15 protein-coding genes are annotated in these 19743 nt (G+C 63.6%); 9 read left to right on the top strand and 6 right to left on the bottom strand.

Features of this window, described 5'->3' with window-relative positions:
• Positions 1–104: 104 nt before the first annotated feature.
• Together NPS58_RS10000 and NPS58_RS09995 are read left to right on the top strand one after the other, a co-directional pair.
• Positions 105–668: a PadR family transcriptional regulator gene (locus NPS58_RS10000; RefSeq protein ID WP_274115201.1), complete on the top strand. Its 564-nt coding sequence runs from the start codon at positions 105–107 to the stop codon at positions 666–668.
• A complete protein-coding gene (locus NPS58_RS09995) occupies positions 665–1435 on the top strand; it encodes a siderophore-interacting protein (protein ID WP_274115200.1) in 771 nt (256 codons plus the stop codon). Before NPS58_RS10000 ends, NPS58_RS09995 begins: the two co-directional genes overlap by 4 nt.
• A 10-nt stretch (positions 1436–1445) precedes the next feature.
• On the opposite strand, the gene NPS58_RS09990 is transcribed toward NPS58_RS09995, so the two are convergent.
• Both NPS58_RS09990 and NPS58_RS09985 read right to left on the bottom strand, forming a co-directional pair.
• Entirely contained in the window at positions 1446–2099 is a 654-nt protein-coding gene (locus tag NPS58_RS09990; RefSeq protein ID WP_274115199.1) for a Pr6Pr family membrane protein, read from the bottom strand.
• Between the two features lie 4 nt (positions 2100–2103).
• Positions 2104–2325, bottom strand: coding sequence for a VF530 family protein (locus NPS58_RS09985; RefSeq protein WP_274115198.1), 222 nt, complete (start codon positions 2323–2325; stop codon positions 2104–2106).
• A gap of 227 nt (positions 2326–2552) precedes the next feature.
• Here NPS58_RS09985 and NPS58_RS09980 point away from each other — a divergent pair, with 227 nt between their 5' ends.
• From NPS58_RS09980 to cmoB, 7 genes are all read left to right on the top strand, one after another.
• Positions 2553–4592 (top strand): TonB-dependent receptor, encoded by a 2040-nt coding sequence (locus NPS58_RS09980; protein WP_274115197.1) that lies wholly within the window; start codon positions 2553–2555, stop codon positions 4590–4592.
• A 256-nt stretch (positions 4593–4848) separates the two neighbouring features.
• On the top strand, positions 4849–6207 hold the full coding sequence (locus NPS58_RS09975) for a carbohydrate porin (protein ID WP_274115196.1): 1359 nt from the start codon (positions 4849–4851) through the stop codon (positions 6205–6207).
• Positions 6208–6268: 61 nt separating this feature from the next.
• Complete coding sequence (locus NPS58_RS09970; protein WP_274115195.1) at positions 6269–8677, top strand: glucose/quinate/shikimate family membrane-bound PQQ-dependent dehydrogenase; 2409 nt, start codon at positions 6269–6271, stop codon at positions 8675–8677.
• A gap of 126 nt (positions 8678–8803) precedes the next feature.
• Positions 8804–11224, top strand: coding sequence for an endopeptidase La (gene lon, locus NPS58_RS09965; RefSeq protein WP_274115194.1), 2421 nt, complete (start codon positions 8804–8806; stop codon positions 11222–11224).
• A gap of 82 nt (positions 11225–11306) precedes the next feature.
• Positions 11307–11699: a protease inhibitor I42 family protein gene (locus NPS58_RS09960; RefSeq protein WP_274115193.1), complete on the top strand. Its 393-nt coding sequence runs from the start codon at positions 11307–11309 to the stop codon at positions 11697–11699.
• 80 nt (positions 11700–11779) lie between these two features.
• Positions 11780–12523, top strand: coding sequence for a carboxy-S-adenosyl-L-methionine synthase CmoA (gene cmoA, locus NPS58_RS09955; protein WP_274115192.1), 744 nt, complete (start codon positions 11780–11782; stop codon positions 12521–12523).
• Complete coding sequence (gene cmoB, locus NPS58_RS09950; protein ID WP_274115191.1) at positions 12520–13476, top strand: tRNA 5-methoxyuridine(34)/uridine 5-oxyacetic acid(34) synthase CmoB; 957 nt, start codon at positions 12520–12522, stop codon at positions 13474–13476. The genes cmoA and cmoB overlap by 4 nt, the downstream gene beginning before the upstream one ends.
• 71 nt (positions 13477–13547) lie before the next feature.
• On the opposite strand, the gene NPS58_RS09945 is transcribed toward cmoB, so the two are convergent.
• The 4 genes from NPS58_RS09945 to NPS58_RS09930 form a co-directional block, all read right to left on the bottom strand.
• On the bottom strand, positions 13548–13748 hold the full coding sequence (locus NPS58_RS09945; RefSeq protein ID WP_274115190.1) for a hypothetical protein: 201 nt from the start codon (positions 13746–13748) through the stop codon (positions 13548–13550).
• A 98-nt stretch (positions 13749–13846) separates the two neighbouring features.
• Complete coding sequence (locus tag NPS58_RS09940) at positions 13847–15169, bottom strand: OprD family porin (RefSeq protein WP_274115189.1); 1323 nt, start codon at positions 15167–15169, stop codon at positions 13847–13849.
• A 101-nt stretch (positions 15170–15270) separates the two neighbouring features.
• Positions 15271–18432, bottom strand: a complete 3162-nt coding sequence (locus tag NPS58_RS09935; RefSeq protein WP_274115188.1) for a CusA/CzcA family heavy metal efflux RND transporter — start codon at positions 18430–18432, stop codon at positions 15271–15273.
• An 18-nt stretch (positions 18433–18450) separates the two neighbouring features.
• Positions 18451–19719 (bottom strand): efflux RND transporter periplasmic adaptor subunit, encoded by a 1269-nt coding sequence (locus tag NPS58_RS09930; RefSeq protein WP_274115187.1) that lies wholly within the window; start codon positions 19717–19719, stop codon positions 18451–18453.
• Positions 19720–19743: the final 24 nt, after the last annotated feature.

The raw sequence follows: 19743 nt of genomic DNA, 5'->3' as shown, positions 1-19743 counted from the left end.
CTTCCCCGCCGCACATCATGAGAAATATTCTCAATCTCAACGCTTGCGCAAAGATATATCTTGAGTAATATCTGAAGATACATCTAACGCAATCGGAGATTCCCATGCGTGAACATCACCCCCACCGTGACCATGGCGAACGCCATGACGGATTCGAACGCCGCCATGGCCGCGGTGACCGCGGCCCACGCGTATTCGCCCCCGGCGACCTGAAGCTGTTGCTGTTATCGATGCTGGCCGAGCAGCCCTGCCACGGCTACGACCTGATCCGCCAGATCGAAAGCCTGTTTGGCGGCAACTACAGCCCAAGCCCCGGTGTGATCTACCCCACCCTGACCTTTCTTGAAGAAAGCGAGCTGATCGTCGGCCAGGTCCATGGCAGCAAGAAGCTCTACAGCGTCACGCCTGCCGGTGTCACGGCCCTGGCCGAGCAGGCTGTCGCCCTGGATGGCGTGCGCATGCGCATCGAGGTCAGCAAGCGCTCGCTGTTCGGCCACGATCGCCCTGCGCAAATCCACGAAGCGGTCCACAACCTGCGCCACGCCCTGCAGATGCACAGTGGCCGCTGGACCCCGGAAGAAATCGAGCGGGTACGAACCCTGCTCAACAACACTGCCAAGGCCATCGTCGAAGGACCGGCCACGGCCCCTACGGAGATCCCCCAATGAGTGTCAGCGAAAACACTGCGATCCATCGCGTGAACCATGAAATCAAACACCGCCGCCTGGAGGTGCTGAAGGTCACGGAGCTCACCCCGCGCATGCGCCGCATCACCGTCGGTGGGCCGCAATTGCAAGGCTTTACCAGTGTCGGCAGCGACGACCATGTGAAACTGCTGTTCGCCACCTCGCCCGAAGAGCAAGTGGCGCTGGACAACCTCGACTTTGGCCGCGACAGCTGGCGCCCCACGATGCGCGAATACACGCCACGGCGTATCGACCTGGTGGCCGGGGAACTGGACATCGACTTCGTCTTGCACGGCGACGGCCCTGCCTCGACCTGGGCTGCCCAGGCAACGGTCGGCCAGGTGCTCAACATTGCCGGCCCGCGCGCCTCGATGGTGGTGCCGGACATCTTCGACAGCTACCTGCTGATCGGTGACGAAACGGCGATTCCCGCCATTGCCCGGCGTCTGGATGAGCTGCCGGCTACCCGCAAGGTCCTGGCGGTCATCGAGATCGAGGATGCGCAAGAGCAACAGCCCCTCACCAGCAAGGCCCAGGTGGAAGTGATCTGGGTGCAGCGCCATCGAGAGGATCTGCTCCAGGTGGTGAAAGGGCTGACACTGCCTGAAGGCCAGTTGTACACCTGGGTCGCATTGGAAAAGAGCCTGACCCGCCAGGCCAAGCGTCTGTTGATCGATGAAAAGGGTGTGAAGGAAGACCTGATCAAGGCCGCTGCCTACTGGCGCCTCGATCCGAACGACGACGCCTGACTCGGCACCATCAGGGTTGCGTCCTGGCCTTGGCCAGGCGCCCGCCCTGCCAATGATCCAGGCCCAGGATCAGCAGGCCGATGGCGATGAAGCCCAGCAGTATCGCCAGGGCGTTGATCAGCACCTGCCCATAGCCAAGGGTCGCCACATCGATAAAGGGATAGGGATAGACACCTATCGAATGCCCGCGCAGCAACGCATAGGCAAAATACCCCACCGGATACACCAACCAGGCCAGCACGTGCCTGAAGCGCAAGCTGCCCTTCTCGACACAGCACCACCAATAGACGACGAACAGCAACGGCATGATGTCGTGCAGCAGTTCATCGGCCACCCATTGCCAGCCTTGCGGATGCCACAAGTGGCGCAACAGCAGGCTGTAGGCCAGCCCCACCAGAACGATGCTGGTGGCGATGCCGGCACTGACCCTGGGTGCGAGGAAAAAATCCCGGGAGGCAGAGGCCCTGCCGAAGGCCGCCTGGGTGAGCACAACCGCAACCAGGGTGTTGCTCAGCACGGTGAAGTAACTGAAGAAGTTCACCAGGCCGCCGACCAGGCTGGCCTGCTCCTGCCAACGCACCAGCAACACCAGGTACATCTGGATGGCCAGCGCACTCCAGCCCAGGCAAGCAGCGAGACCAACCGCGACGTTGCGCCCGCTCATGGGGTTATCGGCCGCGCTGCAGCTTCAGGTACAAACGCTCGACCTTCTCCCTGGCCCAAGGCGTTTTGCGCAGGAACGTCAGGCTCGACTTGATGCTTGGGTCGCTCTTGAAGCAGCGGATATCGATTCGCTGGGCCAGCCCCTCCCATTGGTAGTGCTCGACCAGCGAGGTGAGGATCTGCTCCAGGGTCACGCCATGCAGCGGATTGGGGTTGGCAGGGGTCATTGCTGTGCTCCAGTAAATCAAAGGTGCGCACCTTAGCCCAGTCTTCAGACGTTTACACGCAGGAGCGGGCTTGCCCCGCGATAGGGCCGTGCGGCTGATGCAAGGAGTATGGCTGATCGCGGGGCAAGCCCGCCCCTGCCTGGCGACTGCGGCGCGGTTTCCAATCGCCGCGAAAGCAATGTTATATTGTAACAACACCATGAAACTGCCAAGGACCCCTTCCCCTCATGCGCCTCTCCCCACTTGCCGCCGCCCTCTGGCTCGCCTCCCCCTTGAGCCTGGCGGTGGAGCTTCAAACCCAGGTCATTACCGCCAACCCGCTGGGCAACGGCGAACTGGCGGCCCCCACCACCGTACTTGAAGGTGACGACCTGGCCCTGCAGCAAAAAGGCAGCCTCGGCCAGACCCTGAGCAACCAGCCGGGCGTTTCCTCCACCTGGTTCGGCCCAGGCGCAAGCCGTCCGATCATCCGTGGCCTGGACGGCGACCGGATCCGCATCTTGCGCAACGGGGTCGGTGCTCTGGATGCTTCATCCCTCTCCTATGACCACGCGGTGCCGCTTGACCCGGCCACCGTGGATCGCATCGAAATTGTTCGCGGCCCGGCCGCCCTGCTCTATGGCGGCAACGCCATTGGTGGGGTGGTCAACAGCTTCGACAACCGCATTCCCACCTCCCCTGTCGACGGCATTCAAGGTGCGGGCGAACTGCGCTACGGCGGCGCCGACACCACCCGCAGCAGCGCCGGCAAGCTCGAAGCCGGCGACGGCCGCTTCGCCCTGCACCTGGACGCCAACAGCCGGCAGTTCAACGATCTGCGCATTCCCGGCTATGCGAGCAGTTCCAACGTGCGCGATGCAGACCACCCGGGCAGCCGCAACAAGCTGGAAAACAGCGACGGCCGCCAGGACGGAGGTGCCGTCGGCGGTGCCTACCACTGGGATCATGGTTACACCGGCCTTTCGTTCAGCCGCTTCGACTCCAACTACGGCTCGGTGGCCGAACCCGGCGTGCGCCTGGACATGCAGCAGGATCACTACGGCTTTGCCTCTGAACTGCGCGATCTGGAGGGCCCTTTCAGTTCATTGAAATTCGATCTCGGTTACACCGACTACCAGCACCGCGAACTGGAGGGCGGCGAGGTACACACCACGTTCAAGAACAAAGGCTACGAAGCACGGGTCCAAGCCCAGCATCAGCCGCTCGGGCCGGTAGAGGGGGTGATCGGCGCGCAGGTCAGCCGCAACGAGTTCTCTGCCCTGGGCGAAGAAGCCTTCGTGCCGCAGACCGATACCGACACCCTGGCGCTGTTCATGCTTGAGCAGTGGCAAGCCAGCGAACGCCTGAACCTGAGCCTGGGTGGACGGCTGGAACACACACGAGTCGACCCCGACAGCCAGGGCAGCGAGCGCTTTGCCCATGCCGACAGCGCCAGCAGCTTCACCGCCGCCAGCCTGTCGTCCGGGGCCGTGTATGAGCTGACACCGATCTGGTCGCTGGCTGCCACCCTGGGTTACACCGAACGCGCCCCGACCTTCTATGAGCTGTACGCCAACGGTGCCCACGTCGCTACCGGCACCTATGAAGTGGGTGACCCGAACCTGAGCAAGGAAAAAGCGATTTCCAGCGACCTGGCCCTGCGTTTTGACAACGGCGTGCACAAAGGCAGCGTCGGGGTGTTCTACAGTCACTTTCGCAATTACATCGGCCTGCTGGCCAGCGGCAACCTGCGCGAAGGACATGACCATGACCACGGCGATGAAGACCACGACCATGACCACGATCACGATCACGCCGGTGACGTGCCCGAGTACCTGTACCGTGGTGTCCGTGCGCGCTTCTACGGTCTAGAGGCCCAGGACCGTTGGCAACTGGTGGAGAACCGCTACGGCAGTTTCGCCCTTGAATTGTCGGGCGACTACACCCGGGCCAAGAACCTCGACAACGGCGAAGACCTGCCGCGTATCGCCCCGCTGCGCTTGAACAGCGGCTTGCTGTGGGAACGGGAGCGCTGGCAAGCGCGGGTCGATGTGCAACACGCCAGCGCCCAGCACAAAAAACCTGCCAACGAGACCAGCACCGATGGCTACACCACCCTGGGCGCCAGCGTGGGCTATCGCTTCGAGGTCGGCCAGAGCCAGTGGCTGGCCTTTGTGCGCGGTGAAAACCTTACCGACCAGACCGTTCGCTATGCCAGTTCCATCCTGCGTGACATCGCCCCGGCGCCGGGACGCAGCGTCGAAGTAGGACTGCGTACCACCTTCTGACCCGTTGGAACCAGCCTGCTCCGCGATTGCGATCTGTCCTTCACATCGCCTCGCGGGCAAGCCCGCTCCTCGTACTGTTACCGTTCTGGCAACGGTGCCTTTTGCCGATATGACTTTTTTTCTTACAACTTCAGCTATATCCTCCCCGCCGCAAGCTGAACCGCTTCAGTCAATTCCCCTGCAGCCTTATCGCCGACGATCCCCGGGACGCGGCCGACTTGCCGTTTTTTCCATAATCAAAAGATAGCGCTATCTCATGCCTCAGATTCATCGTTTCCGCTTTTCCCCCGCTACCCGGACACTGCTCTCTGGTCTGGCCATTGCCAGCCTGGCCCCTTGCGCCCAGGCCGCGGCGATGTTCGCCAGCGACTCGCCCTGGATGCTTGGCGATTGGGGCGGCACCCGCACGGAGCTGGCTGAACTCGGCTACGACTTCACCCTCGGCTACACCGGCGAGATGGGCGCGAACCTGAACGGTGGCTATGACGACGACCAGACCGCACGCTACAGCGGCCAGTTCGCCCTGGGCACTCACCTGGACCTGCAGAAGATCCTCGGCTGGCACGACACCGAGTTCCAGCTGACCGTGACCGAGCGCCACGGCAACAACATCAGCAACGACCGCATCAACGACCCACGGGTCGGTGGTTTCACGTCGGCCCAGGAAGTCTGGGGCCGCGGCCAGACCTGGCGGCTGACGCAAATGTGGATCAAGCAGAAATACTTCGATGGCGCCCTGGATGTGAAATTCGGTCGCTTCGGCCAGGGCGAGGATTTCAACAGCTTTCCCTGCGACTTCCAGAACCTGGCGTTCTGCGGCTCCCAGGTCGGCAACTGGGCAGGTGACATCTGGTACAACTGGCCGGTCAGCCAGTGGGCCCTGCGGGTCAAGTACAACCTCACCCCAGAGCTGTACGCGCAGATCGGCGCCTACGAACAGAACCCTTCCAACCTGGAGCGTGACAACGGCTTCAAGCTCAGTGGCAGCGGCACCCAGGGTGCTGTGATTCCGGTCGAACTGGTCTGGAGCCCCGCGGTCAATGGCCTGAAAGGGGAATATCGCGCCGGTTACTACTACAGTAATGCCAAGGCAACTGATGTCTACAAGGACAGCAACGACCAACCGGCAGCACTGAGCGGCCAGGCTTATCGCAGCAGTTCGAGCAAGCACGGTTTCTGGCTCGGTGCCCAGCAGCAGGTGACGTCGCAAGCGTCCGACCACTCCCGTGGCCTGAGCGTGTTCGCCAACGCCACGTTGCACGACAAGAAGACCAATGCCATCGACAACTATGTTCAGGCAGGTGTGGTGTACAAGGGGCCCTTCGATGCCCGCGCCAAGGACGACATCGGCTTCGCCCTCGCCCGCGTGCACGTCAACCCTGCCTACCGCAAGAACGCCCGGGCCATCAATGAGGCCTCGGGCATCACCGACTTCGACAATCCCGCCTACCGCCCGGTACAGGACACCGAATACAGCGCCGAGCTGTACTACGGCATCCACCTGGCCGACTGGCTGACCGTGCGCCCGAACCTGCAGTACATCCGCCACCCCGGTGGCGTGAGCCAGGTCGATGACGCACTGATCGGCGGGATCAAGATCCAGAGCAGCTTCTGAACAGATAACTGACTGAACCGGGCTTCGGCCTGACCCCTTTTGACCTAACGGAGAACACACGATGAGCACTGATGGTGCCTTGAGTAGAACCCGCTGGCTGCCGCGCCTGATCGGCGTGCTGTTGCTGCTGATGGGCCTGGCCCTGCTGGCCGGTGGTATCAAGCTGAGCCAGCTGGGCGGCTCGCTGTATTACCTGATCGCCGGGATCGGCTTCGCCCTGTCCGGCGTCCTGCTGCTGACCTTGCGCCGCAACGGCCTGGGCCTGTACGGCCTGGTGCTGCTGGGCAGCACCCTGTGGGCACTCTGGGAAGTGGGCCTGGACTGGTGGCAACTGGTGCCACGCCTGGCCCTGTGGTTCGCCCTGGGCGTAGTGCTGTTGCTGCCATGGGCACGTCGCCCGCTGGCCGGCAGCCCGTCGAAGGTCAATACCGGCTTGCTGAGCCTGGCCGTCGTGTTGTCTGGCGCCACCGCCGTGGCCAGCCAGTTCACCAACCCGGGCGAGATCAAGGGCGAGCTGGGCCGCGACACCACCGAGTTCGCCAGCAACGCGCCGCAGATGCCCGACGGCGAGTGGCAGGCCTATGGCCGCACCGAGTATGGCGATCGCTATTCGCCGCTGCGCCAGATCACCCCGAACAACGTCCACAAGCTTGAAGAAGCCTGGCGCATTCGTACCGGCGACCTGCCTACCGCCAACGACCCGGTGGAGCTGACCAACCAGAACACCCCGCTCAAGGTCAACGGCATGCTCTATGCCTGCACCGCCCACAGCAAAGTGCTGGCCCTGGACCCGGACACCGGTGCCGAAATCTGGCGCTTCGACCCGCAGATCAAGAGCCCGGTGGGCTTCAAGGGCTTCGCCCACATGACCTGCCGTGGCGTGTCGTACTACGACGAGAACAACTACGTCAGCGTTGACGGCAGCCCCGCGCCGAAAATCAGCGATGCCGGCCAGGCCGTGGCCCGCGCCTGCCCGCGCCGCCTCTACCTGCCTACCGCCGACGCCCGCCTGATCGCCCTGAACGCCGACACCGGCAAGGTGTGCGAAGGCTTCGGCAACCAGGGTGTGATCGACCTGACCACCGGTATCGGCCCGTTCACCGCCGGCGGTTACTACTCCACCTCGCCTGCGGCGATCACCCGGGAACTGTTGATCATCGGCGGCCATGTCACCGATAACGAGTCGACCAACGAGCCGTCCGGCGTGATCCGCGCCTACGACGTGCACGATGGCCGCCTGGTGTGGAACTGGGACAGCAACAACCCGGACGAAACCGCGCCGCTGGCACCGGGCAAAACCTACAGCCGCAACTCGGCAAACATGTGGTCGCTGGCCAGTGTCGACGAAAAACTCGGCATGGTGTACCTGCCCCTGGGCAACCAGACCCCCGACCAGTGGGGCGCAGACCGCACTCCGGGTGCCGAGAAGTTCAGCGCCGGAATCGTCGCGCTGGACCTGAGCAACGGCAAAGTCCGCTGGAACTACCAGTTCACCCACCACGACCTGTGGGACATGGACGTCGGCAGCCAGCCAACCCTGATCGACCTCAAGTCCGACGACGGCGTGAAACCTGCGCTGATCGCCCCGACCAAGCAGGGCAGCCTGTACGTACTGGACCGTCGCGACGGTACCCCGATCGTGCCGATCCGCGAGATCCCGGCCCCGCAAGGTGCTGTCGAAGGTGACCACACCGCTCCGACCCAGGCCCGCTCGGACCTCAATCTGCTTGGCCCGGACCTGACCGAACAAGCCATGTGGGGCGCAAGCCCGTTCGACCAGATGCTCTGCCGCATCCAGTTCCGCGAGCTGCGCTACGAAGGCCAGTACACCCCGCCGTCGATCCAGGGCAGCCTGGTCTACCCCGGCAACGTGGGCGTGTTCAACTGGGGCAGCGTTTCGGTCGACCCGGTGCGCCAGCTGATGTTCACCAGCCCCAACTACATGGCCTTCGTGTCGAAAATGGTGCCCCGTGCCGAAGTGGCCGCCGGCAGCAAGCGTGAAAGCGAGACCAGCGGCGTGCAGCCCAACACCGGCGCCCCGTATGCGGTGATCATGCACCCGTTCATGTCGCCGCTGGGCGTACCGTGCCAGGCCCCGGCCTGGGGCTATGTGGCCGGTATCGACCTGCTGACCAAGAAGGTGGTGTGGAAGCACAAGAACGGCACCAGCCGTGACAGCTCGCCCATCCCGATCGGCCTGCCGATCGGCGTGCCGAGCATGGGCGGCTCCATCGTCACCGCCGGTGGCCTGGGCTTCCTGAGCGGCACCCTGGACCAGTACCTGCGCGCCTACGACACCAATACCGGCAAGGAGCTGTGGAAAGCCCGCCTGCCGGCAGGTGGCCAGGCAACTCCGATGACCTACACCGGCAAGGACGGCAAGCAATACGTCCTGGTGACCGCCGGCGGTCATGGTTCGCTCGGCACCAAGATGGGCGACTATGTGATCGCTTATAAGCTGGCCGAGTAACGCTTATCGCCGGGCACGCCCGCTCCTTCCGCAGGAGCGGGCTTGCCCCGCGAAGATCACCCGTACCATTGAAACCTCCCCCGACCTGCCCCATCTAAGCACCATAGTCATTGACGCAGGTGCCCCATGAGCGATCAGCAGGATCTACCCGAACATCCCGCAGAAGATGCCGAAGTCGAGCATCTCGACGCCTCCGAACACACCGGTCGGCACCTGGCCCTGCCCGGCCAGCAGTTGCCCGACAAGGTCTACATCATCCCGATCCACAACCGCCCGTTCTTCCCCGCGCAAGTATTGCCGGTGATCGTCAACGAAGAACCCTGGGCCGAAACCCTGGACCTGGTTGCCAAGAACCCTCACCACTCCCTGGCCCTGTTCTTCATGGACACCCCGCCAGAAGACCACCGTCATTTCGACACCTCGGCCCTGCCGCTGTACGGCACCCTGGTCAAGGTGCATCACGCCAGCCGCGAGAACGGCAAGCTGCAATTCGTCGCCCAGGGCCTGACCCGGGTGCGTATCCGCACCTGGCTCAAGCACCATCGCCCGCCCTACCTGGTCGAAGTCGAATACCCGCACCAACCGAGCGAGCCGACCGACGAGGTCAAGGCCTACGGCATGGCCCTGATCAACGCGATCAAGGAGCTGCTGCCGCTCAACCCGCTGTACAGCGAAGAGCTGAAGAACTACCTCAACCGCTTCAGCCCCAATGATCCGTCGCCACTGACCGACTTCGCCGCGGCACTGACCTCGGCCACCGGCAACCAGCTGCAGGAAGTGCTCGACTGTGTGCCGATCCTCAAGCGCATGGAAAAAGTCCTGCCGATGCTGCGCAAAGAGGTCGAGGTCGCCCGACTGCAAAACGAAATCTCTGCCGAGGTGAACCGCCAGATCGGCGAGCATCAGCGCGAGTTCTTCCTCAAGGAGCAACTCAAGGTCATCCAGCAGGAGCTTGGCCTGACCAAGGACGACCGCAGCGCCGACCTTGAGCAGTTCGAACAGCGCCTGCAAGGCAAGACCCTGCCGACGGCCACCAAAAAGCGCATCGACGAAGAGATGGGCAAGCTGGCGATCCTCGAAACCGGCTCGCCCGAATACGCCGTTACCCGCAACTACCTGGACTGGGCCACCGCCCTGCCCTGGGGTGTGTACGGCAAGGACAAGCTCGATCTGAAGCATGCGCGCAAGGTCCTCGACCAGCACCATGCAGGGCTCGATGACATCAAGGACAGGATCCTCGAATTCCTCGCCGTCGGTGCCTGGAAGGGCGAGATCAGCGGCTCCATCGTGTTGCTGGTCGGCCCACCGGGCGTGGGCAAGACCAGCATCGGCAAGTCCATCGCCGAGTCCCTGGGTCGGCCGTTCTACCGCTTCAGCGTGGGCGGCATGCGCGACGAGGCCGAGATCAAGGGCCATCGCCGGACCTACATCGGCGCTCAGCCGGGCAAGCTGGTGCAGGCCCTCAAGGATGTCGAAGTGATGAACCCGGTCATCATGCTCGACGAGATCGACAAGATGGGCCAGAGCTATCAGGGCGACCCGGCCTCGGCGCTGCTCGAAACCCTGGACCCGGAACAGAACGTCGACTTTCTCGACCACTACCTGGACCTGCGCCTGGACCTGTCCAAAGTGCTGTTCGTGTGCACTGCCAACACCCTGGATTCGATCCCGGGCCCACTGCTCGACCGCATGGAAGTGATTCGCCTGTCCGGTTACATCACCGAAGAAAAACTGGCGATTGCCAAGCGCCATCTGTGGCCCAAGCAGTTGCACAAGGCCGGCGTGGCCAAGTCCATCCTGAGCATCACCGACAGCGCCCTGCGCCTGGTCATCGAGGGCTATGCCCGTGAAGCCGGTGTACGCCAGTTGGAAAAGCAACTGGGCAAGCTGATACGCAAGGCCGTGGTGCAACTACTGGAAGACCCGACGAAAAAAATCAAGATCGCCCCCAAGGACCTCGAAGCGTCCCTGGGCATGCCGGTGTTCCGCGCCGAGCAGGTGCTCGCCGGCAAAGGCGTGATCACCGGGCTTGCCTGGACCAGCATGGGCGGGGCCACCTTGCCGATCGAGGCAACCCGCATCCATACCCTCAACCGCGGCTTCAAACTGACCGGCAAACTGGGTGATGTGATGAAGGAATCGGCCGAGATCGCCTACAGCTATGTCAGTGCCAACTCGAAGCGATTCGGGGGCGACCCGAGCTTCTTCAACGAGGCTTTCATTCACCTGCACGTGCCAGAAGGCGCCACGCCCAAGGATGGCCCCAGCGCCGGGGTGACCATGGCCAGCGCCCTGCTGTCCCTGGCCCGCGACCAGGCGCCGAAAAAAGGCGTGGCCATGACGGGCGAGCTGACCCTGACCGGCCAGGTCCTGCCGATTGGTGGCGTGCGGGAAAAAGTGATCGCTGCGCGGCGGCAGAAAATCTTCGAACTGATCCTGCCGGAAGCCAACCGTGGCGACTTCGAAGAACTGCCCGACTACCTCAAGGAAGGCCTGAGCGTGCATTTCGCCAAGCGCTTCAGCGATGTCGCCAAGGTATTGTTCTAAAACCTGCCGGCGCGGGCTTGTCCCGCGCCGGCAACCCTTTTCTTCGGTTATGCTGCGCCTTCGTCGACCTACCGGAGCCACCATGACTGCCGCCCGACTTCTCCTTCCCCTGGGCCTTGCCCTGCTTGCCGCCTGTGCCCAGCAGCCACGTCACAGCGTCGCGCTGGACGATCAGGCTGATTGCCCGCTGCCGCTGAAAACCGGCCAGCTGCTTACCCTGACCCTGCCCAGCAACCCGAGCACTGGCTACCGCTGGCTGGTGCAGAACCCGGCCAGCAGTATCCTGCGCAGCCTGGGCCCGGAGGTGTACAGCCATCCGGAAGATGCCGGCGTGGTCGGCAGCGCCGGGCAATCGGTGTGGCGCTACCAGGCGCAAGCCGCAGGCGAAGGCCATCTGATTCTGGTCTACCAGCAACCCTGGGCGCCGGAAGTTCGCCCGGTGAAGACCTTCGACTGCGCAATCACGGTGGAGTAAGCCGCGCTGGTCAGCCAGGCCATGCAACTGTCGGCCAGTTTGGCTAAAATGCCGGCCCGCACAACGCCTGGACCACCCCCGTGAGCAAACAACCCGACCGCCTATTCGCCCAGCCGCTTGGCCAGGTGCCCGACTTCGCCTTCAACGAAGATGTGGTGCGGGTGTTCCCGGACATGATCAAGCGCTCGGTGCCCGGTTACCCGACCATCGTCGAGAACCTCGGTGTGCTGGCCGCCCAGTTCGCCCAGCCGAACACGGCGCTCTACGATCTGGGCAGCTCCCTGGGCGCGGTCACCCAGGCCTTGCGCCGGCATGTGCGCAGCGATGGTTGCCGGGTGATCGCCGTGGACAACTCCGCCGCCATGGTCGAGCGCTGCCGCCAGTACCTCACCGCCCAGGATTCGATGTTCCAGGAGCTGCTGCCGGTGGAGGTCATCGAGGGCGATATCCTCGCACTGGCGTTTGAGCCCGCGTCAGTGGTGGCCATGAACTTCACCCTGCAGTTCATCGCCCCCGAGCAGCGCCTGGCCCTGCTCGGGCGTATTCGCCAGTCGCTGCTGCCGGGCGGTGCGTTGATCCTCTCGGAAAAACTGCGCTTCACCGATACCGAAGAACATGCCCTGCTCACCGACCTGCATGTGGCCTTCAAGCGCGCCAATGGCTACAGCGAACTGGAAATTGCCCAGAAGCGCAGCGCCATCGAAAACGTGATGAAGCCCGACAGCCTCGAAGAACACCGCGAGCGCTTGCTTGCAGCGGGTTTTTCCAAGGTTGTGCCCTGGTTCCAATGCCTTAACTTTGCCTCGTTGATTGCCCTGCCATGATTGATCTGTCTCCCCTGGTCCGCCGCCTGGCGGGTACCCCACTGGCGCAATGGTCGCAAGGCCTGCAAGCGCAACTCGACGCCAAGATGGAGAAAGGTCACGGCGACCTGGAACGCTGGCAGAACGCGCTGGACGCCCTGCCGCCACTGGTGCCGAGCCAGGTCGACCTGGCCAACGGCCTGACGCTCGATTGCGACTGCGACGCCGACACCCGCGAACGCATGCGCCAGGCGTTGATGGGCCTGTCGCCCTGGCGCAAGGGGCCATTCGACCTGTTCGGCGTGCATGTCGATACCGAGTGGCGTTCGGACTGGAAGTGGTCACGGGTTGCCCCGCACCTGGACCTGGCGGGCAAGCGCATCCTGGATGTCGGTTGCGGCAACGGCTACTACCAGTGGCGCATGCTCGGTGCCGGCGCCGACAGCGTGATCGGCGTCGACCCCAACTGGCTGTTCTTCTGCCAGTTCCAGGCGGTCCAGCGCTACTTGCCCGACCTGCCGGCCTGGCACCTGCCCTTTGCTCTGGAAGACCTGCCGGCCAACCTCGAAGGCTTCGACACCGTGTTCTCCATGGGCGTGTTCTACCATCGGCGCTCGCCTATCGAGCACCTGCTGGCGCTCAAGGACTGCCTGGTCAAGGGTGGCGAACTGGTGCTGGAAACCCTGGTGGTGGAAGGCGACGAACATCAGGTGCTGGTCCCCGAAGACCGTTACGCCCAGATGCGCAACGTGTGGTTCCTGCCCTCGGTCCCGGCCCTGGAGCGCTGGTTGCGTCGTGCGGGTTTCAACGATGTACGCTGCGTCGATGTCAGCGTCACCAGCATCGAAGAACAGCGCAGCACCGAATGGATGCGCTACCAATCGTTGAGCGACTTCCTCGATCCGGCCGACCACAGCCGTACCATCGAGGGCCTGCCGGCACCGCGTCGCGCAGTGCTGGTGGCACGCAAATAAAACAGGCGCCCGTAGTGGGCGCCAAAGTTCACCTTTTCCGTTGGAGCGGGGAGCATAAAGGTGAATAGGGCTTACTTTTTCACGACCTGCTCTTGCGTCGTCTCGCGTTCCTTGGACGACGCCACGGCCTGATCCTTCTTGCCGTGGACTTGCTCCTGGCTCAGGCGAAAGTTCTCCCAGAACTGCTTCGAACGCTCGGCGCCGCCTTCGGCCAGCGCGGCGCTGCTACCCAGGGCCAGAACGCCCGTCAGCACATACTTGATCAGGCTCATGTTGCTCACCTCGTGATTGAATGTCAGTACAGTTCAATCTTACGGAGGCCAAGCTAACGGCAACGTGAGCCGGACATTACAGTGTTGCAAGAAACGCCCTACAACAGGGTCAGTGGGTACTCGACGATCAAGCGCACCTCGTCCAGGTCCGACTCGAACGCCGTGGCCCGGGTGGTGGCCTGGCGCACCCGCAGCGACAGGTCCTTGAAGGTACCGCCCTGCACCACATACCGGGCCTCGATGTCCCGCTCCCAGCGTTTCTGGTCGTCCAGCGGGTTGCCCTCGGCATCCCGGCGCATGTACACCGCGTTGGCATCGGAATAGTCGATACCGCTGCCACGTCCGTAGCGGGTCATGAAGGTCAAGCCCGGCACGCCGTAGCCGGCCATGTCCAGGTCGTAGCGCAGCATCCAGGAGCGCTCCTTGGGTGAGTTGAAGTCGCTGTACTGGATCGAGTTGTCGAGGTAGATAGAGTCGGCCTGGCGCAGGTAGTCGAAGTCATCGTTACCCTGGTTGCGCTGATGAGACACCGCCAGGGTATGGGCGCCGTAGGTGAAACCTGCACGCACACTCCAGATGTCGTTGTCGAACGCGCCCAGCAACTGCTGGCCTTCATCCTTGGCCTTGTAGTAGTTGGCGCTGGTGAAGCCAGTGAGCGTTTCGCTGATCGGATAGCTGTAGCTGACACCCGCGTAGTACTGGTCCCAGGCATCCTTGAGACGACTGCTGTAGAGGGTGAGGCTCAAATTGTCGGTGGCCTGGTAATCGCCACCGAAATACCCCAGCCAGGGTGAATCAACCGGCCCGGCGTAGAAGGTCGAGAAGCCATCGCGGCTGTTGCTCGACAGCGGCTGGCTCATCGCATGCAGGCGTCCGCCCTGCAGGTTCAGGCCCTCGAAATGGGTGTTTTCCAGGGTCCAGCCGGTGAAGCTTTCCGGCAACAGCCGCGAGTCGCCAAAGTGCACCACAGGCGTTTCTGGAAACACATCCCCGTACTTGATCTCGGTATCGAACAGTCGCGCCTTGATCGCCCCACCCAGCTTGCTGAAGTTGCTCGCCGCGTGGCCTTCGCTGTCGACCGGCAGCATGTCGAACGAGCTGCGCCCGCCACTGCGTCCATCACCGCTGTCGAGCTTGAGCGCCAGCATGGCATGGGCATCCAGGCCAAAACCGACGGTCCCCTGGGTGTAGCCCGACTCGAAGCGGGCGATGAACGCCTGGGCCCAGGCCTCGGCATAACCGGCCTTGCCGGTGGGCGACTGCTCGCCCTTGCGGTAATCGCGATTGTAGTAAAAGTTGCGGCTGAGCACGCTCAGGCTGCTGTCCTCGATGAAGCCTTCGGGCTGCGTGGCTGCCTGGCTGACAGTGCAACTGGCCAAGGCGAGGATGCCGGTGACACAGGTTGTGGTTTTATTCCCCATCTTCAACTCCTGATTATTGGCAGTACGACGCACGACGGCCGCTGATGCGGCCGCCGTGGGTATCCTGACAAGGGCTGAATAACTCGAAGATGAGCGTCAAATTACAGTTTCGTCACCTCGCCGGCCTCTGGCTCTTCATCCTTGCGATGGGCCCGGTAGTAGAGCGCTGGCAATACCAACAGGGTCAACGCGGTGGAGGACAGGATCCCGCCGATCACCACGGTCGCCAGTGGCCGCTGCACCTCGGCACCGGTGCCGGTCGCCAGGGCCATCGGGATAAAGCCCAGAGAGGCCACCAGTGCGGTCATCAACACCGGTCGCAGGCGCGTCAACGCACCTTCGTCGATGGCCTGCCGCAGGCTGCGCCCCTGCTCGCGCAGGCCACGGATGAAGGCAATCATCACCAGGCCGTTGAGCACCGCCACACCCGACAAGGCAATGAAGCCGACCCCGGCCGAAATCGACAGGGGGATATCCCGCAGCCACAGCGCCACCACGCCTCCCGTCAGGGCGAAGGGAATACCGGTGAACACCAGCAGGCCGTCCTTGAGGTTGTTGAACATCATGAACAGCAGGCCGAACACCAGTAACAAGGCCACCGGCACCACCACCTGCAAACGCTTGGCGGCCGACTGCAACTGCTCGAACTGTCCCCCCCAACGAATCCAGTAGCCGGCCGGGATGCTCACCTGATTGTCGATGCGCACACCTGCCTCCTCGACGAACGAACCGATATCCCGGCCACGCACGTTGGCGCTGACCACCACCAGGCGCTTGCCGTCCTCGCGGCTGATCTGGTTGGGGCCCTGGACCAGTTGCAGGCTGGCGACATCGGCCAGGGTGATGAAGCCGATCTGGCCATTGCCGGCAGTACCGGCCGGTACCGGGATCAACAGCTGCGACAGGCCCTCGATGTCGGTACGCAGGTTGTCGGCCAGGCGCACCACCATGTCAAAGCGCCGGTCGCCCTCATACAACGTCCCCGCCTGGCGACCGCCAACTGCCACGGCAATGGTGTCTTGCACATCACCGACGTTGAGTCCGTAGCGCGCCGCCTTGTCGCGGTCCACCTCGATGGTCAGCACCGGCAGGCCCGAGGTCTGTTCGACCTTGACCTCCGACGCTCCCGGCACCGCCTGCAGGGTGGCGGCGATCTGCGCGGCAGTGCGGTTGAGCTGGGCCATGTCATCGCCGAAGACCTTCACGGCCACATCGCTGCGCACCCCGGAAATCAGCTCGTTGAAACGAAGCTGGATGGGTTGCGACAACTCGTAGTTGCTGCCCGGCACCCGTGCACTGGCGCGCTGGATGTCGGCGATCAATTGCTCGCGCGACTTGCTCGGGTCAGGCCACTGGTCCTGCGGCTTGAGCATCACGTAGCTGTCGGAAATATTCGGCGGCATCGGGTCGGAGGCAATCTCCGCCGTGCCGGTCCGGGCAAACACCCGCTGCACCTCCGGCACCTGGCTCATCACACTCTCCTCCAGGCGCTGCTGCATCGCGACCGACTGGCTGAGGCTGGTGCCGGGCACCCGCAGTGCCTGCAGGGCAAAATCACCTTCGCTCAAGCTGGGCACGAACTCGCTGCCCATGCGGCTGGCCAACACCCCGGACAACAGCACCATCACACCCGCCAGGGTGAACGCCAGGGTCCGATGGCCCATCACCCATTGCAGCAGCGGCGCATAACCGCGCTTGGCGCTGCGCATCAGCAGGTTTTCGTCCTCCTTGACCTTGCCGGTGACGAACAGGGCAATGGCTGCGGGCACGAAGGTCACCGAAAGCAACATGGCACCGAGCAAGGCGATCACCACGGTGAAGGCCATGGGGTGGAACATCTTGCCCTCGACGCCGCTCAGGGCAAAGATCGGCAGGTACACCACCATGATGATCAGTTGCCCATAGATCAGCGGGCGACGCGCTTCACGGGCGGCATTGAACACTTCATGAAAGCGCTCGGAGCGGGTCAACAGCCGACCGTGATGCTGCTGGGCATGGGCCAGGCGACGGATCGCGTTCTCGACGATCACCACCGCCCCATCGACGATGATGCCGAAGTCCAGCGCGCCCAGGCTCATCAGGTTGGCGCTGACCTTGTTGCTGAACATCCCGGTGAAGGTGAACAGCATCGACAGCGGAATGATCATGGCAGTGATCAGCGCGGCGCGAATGTTGCCCAGGAACAGGAACAGAATGACGATGACCAGGATCGCGCCTTCGATGAGGTTCTTCTTCACCGTGGCGATGGCCTTGTCGACCAGGTTGGTGCGGTCGTACACCGTCACCGCGCTGACGCCTGCCGGTAGTGAGCGGTTGATCTCGACCAGTTTCTGCGCCACGGCCTGGGAGACCGTGCGGCTGTTTTCGCCGATCAGCATGAACACCGTGCCCAGTACCACTTCGCGACCGTTTTCGGTGGCCGCGCCGCTGCGCAGTTCGCGGCCGATGCCCACCTCGGCGACATTGCGTACCCGAATCGGCGTGCCGTCGACGTTGGCCAGCACGATGTTGGCAATGTCCTCGATACCGGCCAGTTGGCCCGGTGCACGAATCAACAGTTGCTCGCCCCGGCGCTCGATGTAGCCGGCACCGACGTTGGCGTTGTTGCGCTCGAGGGATGTGAGCAGGTCGCCCAGGGTCAGCTTGTAGGAGGCCAGCCGCTTGGGGTCGGGGGCAATCTGGTACTCCTTGGCAAAACCACCAATGGTGTTGATCTCCGCCACCCCGCGCACGTTGCGCAGTTGCGGCTTGATGATCCAGTCCTGGATCTCGCGCAGATCGGTAGGCGTGTAGCGGCTGCCGTCGGCCTTGCGGGCATCCTCGGCCGCTTCCACCGTCCACAGGAAAATCTCGCCAAGGCCGGTGGAGATCGGGCCCATGGCCGCCTCGACACCGTCGGGCAGTTGCCCGCGGGCTTGTTGCAGGCGCTCGTTGACCAACTGGCGGGCAAAGAACAGGTCGGTGCCTTCCTCGAAAATCACCGTGACCTGGGAAAGCCCTGAGCGAGACAGCGAGCGGGTCTGCTCAAGGCCGGGCAAGCCGGCCATGGCGGTCTCGATGGCGAAGGTGATGCGCTGCTCGGTTTCCAGCGGCGAGAAACCCTCGGCCTGGGTGTTGATCTGCACCTGGACGTTGGTGATATCCGGCACGGCATCAATGGGCAACTTCTGGTAGCTGGCCACACCCAGCCCCGCCATCAGCAGCACCGCCAGCAGCACCATCAAGCGTTGCTCGATGGCAAATTGAATTAGGCGTTCGAACATGAGAGGTACTCGCGCGGGTCAGTGGACGTGCTCGGCGCTGGCTTTGCCCAGCTCCGACTTGAGGACGAAACTGCCCGATGCCGCGACCTGCTGGCCAACCTGCAGCCCCTTGCGAACCTCGACAAAGCCATTGGCGCTGGCCCCCAGTTCCACCGGCTGGGCGACAAAGCCTTCGGCGGTGCGGACGAACACCGTGGATTGTTCCTCGAGAGTCTGGATGGCCTGGTCCGGCACGCTGAGCGCAACCGCAACGGTTTCGGTCGGCACCTGCACCGCCACGAACAGGCCCGGACGCCAGGCGCCGCGCGGGTTGTCGAGGGTGACCCGGACGCTGGCGGTGCGGGTCTGTTCGCCGAGCAGGCTGCCGACATGACTGATCCGCCCCTCGACCTGCTCGCCCAGCTCCGTGGCGACGATGTTCACCGGCATACCGCTGCGCACCTTGGCCAGGTCACGCGGTGCCACTCCAAAGGTGGCCCACACCCGCGAAAGGTCGGACAAGGTAAAGGCCGCGCTGGTCTCGTTGACCACCTCACCCGGCACCAGGTGCTTCTCGACGATCTGCCCGGCAAAGGGGGCGCGCAGTTCGTAGCGATTACCGCCCGCCAGAACCGTCGAGCCGCTCAGCGCGCTGATTTTCTGCCGGGCATTGGCCTGGGCGATCTCGGCCTCTTGCAGGGCCTGGCGGGCCTGCAGGTAGTCCTGCTCGGCAGAGATGCCCTCCTGCCACAGGTCTTTCTCGCGCTGATAGGTACTGCGCGCCAACTCCAGGCGACGCTGGCTGGCCGCCAGCTCGCTGCGCTGCTCGGAAATCTGCGGGCTGGCGATCACCGCCAGCAGGTCGCCGGCCTTGACCTGCTGGCCGAGCACCACGGCAACCGATTCGACCACCCCGGCCGCCCTGGGCACCATGTGGGCAGTACGATCCTCATCGAAACGGATCTCGCCGGGCAGTGACAGCGTGCGCTGAAGTTGGCGTGGCGCGACGGGAGCCAATTCGATACCGGCCAGGTCGATCTGCTCCTGGCTGAGAGCGATCGCGCCCTCTTCTTCCCCATGGCCTTTTTCACCCCCTGCGGACCCGCCATGCCCCTCTTCGCCGTGCCCTTCTTCGCCGTGCCCCGCCTCGCCATGATCGTCCTCAGCATGAGCCGATTCGGCGTCGGCGTGATCGTGGGCTGGTGCTGCCGCTTCCAGCGCAGGGCCGGTCTGGCGCGCCAGCAGCACGCCCAGCCCCAGGCCCAGCAACAAAGCTGCCACCAGCAGCGTCGTGGACTTCTTGTTCATGCAGACTCCTTAGCACTCACCGCC

Source organism: Pseudomonas putida (assembly GCF_028682455.1).
Classification (GTDB): domain Bacteria; phylum Pseudomonadota; class Gammaproteobacteria; order Pseudomonadales; family Pseudomonadaceae; genus Aquipseudomonas; species Aquipseudomonas putida_AA.
Note: the sequence above shows the minus strand (reverse complement) of the source record. Positions and strands in the feature narration are given on the sequence as shown.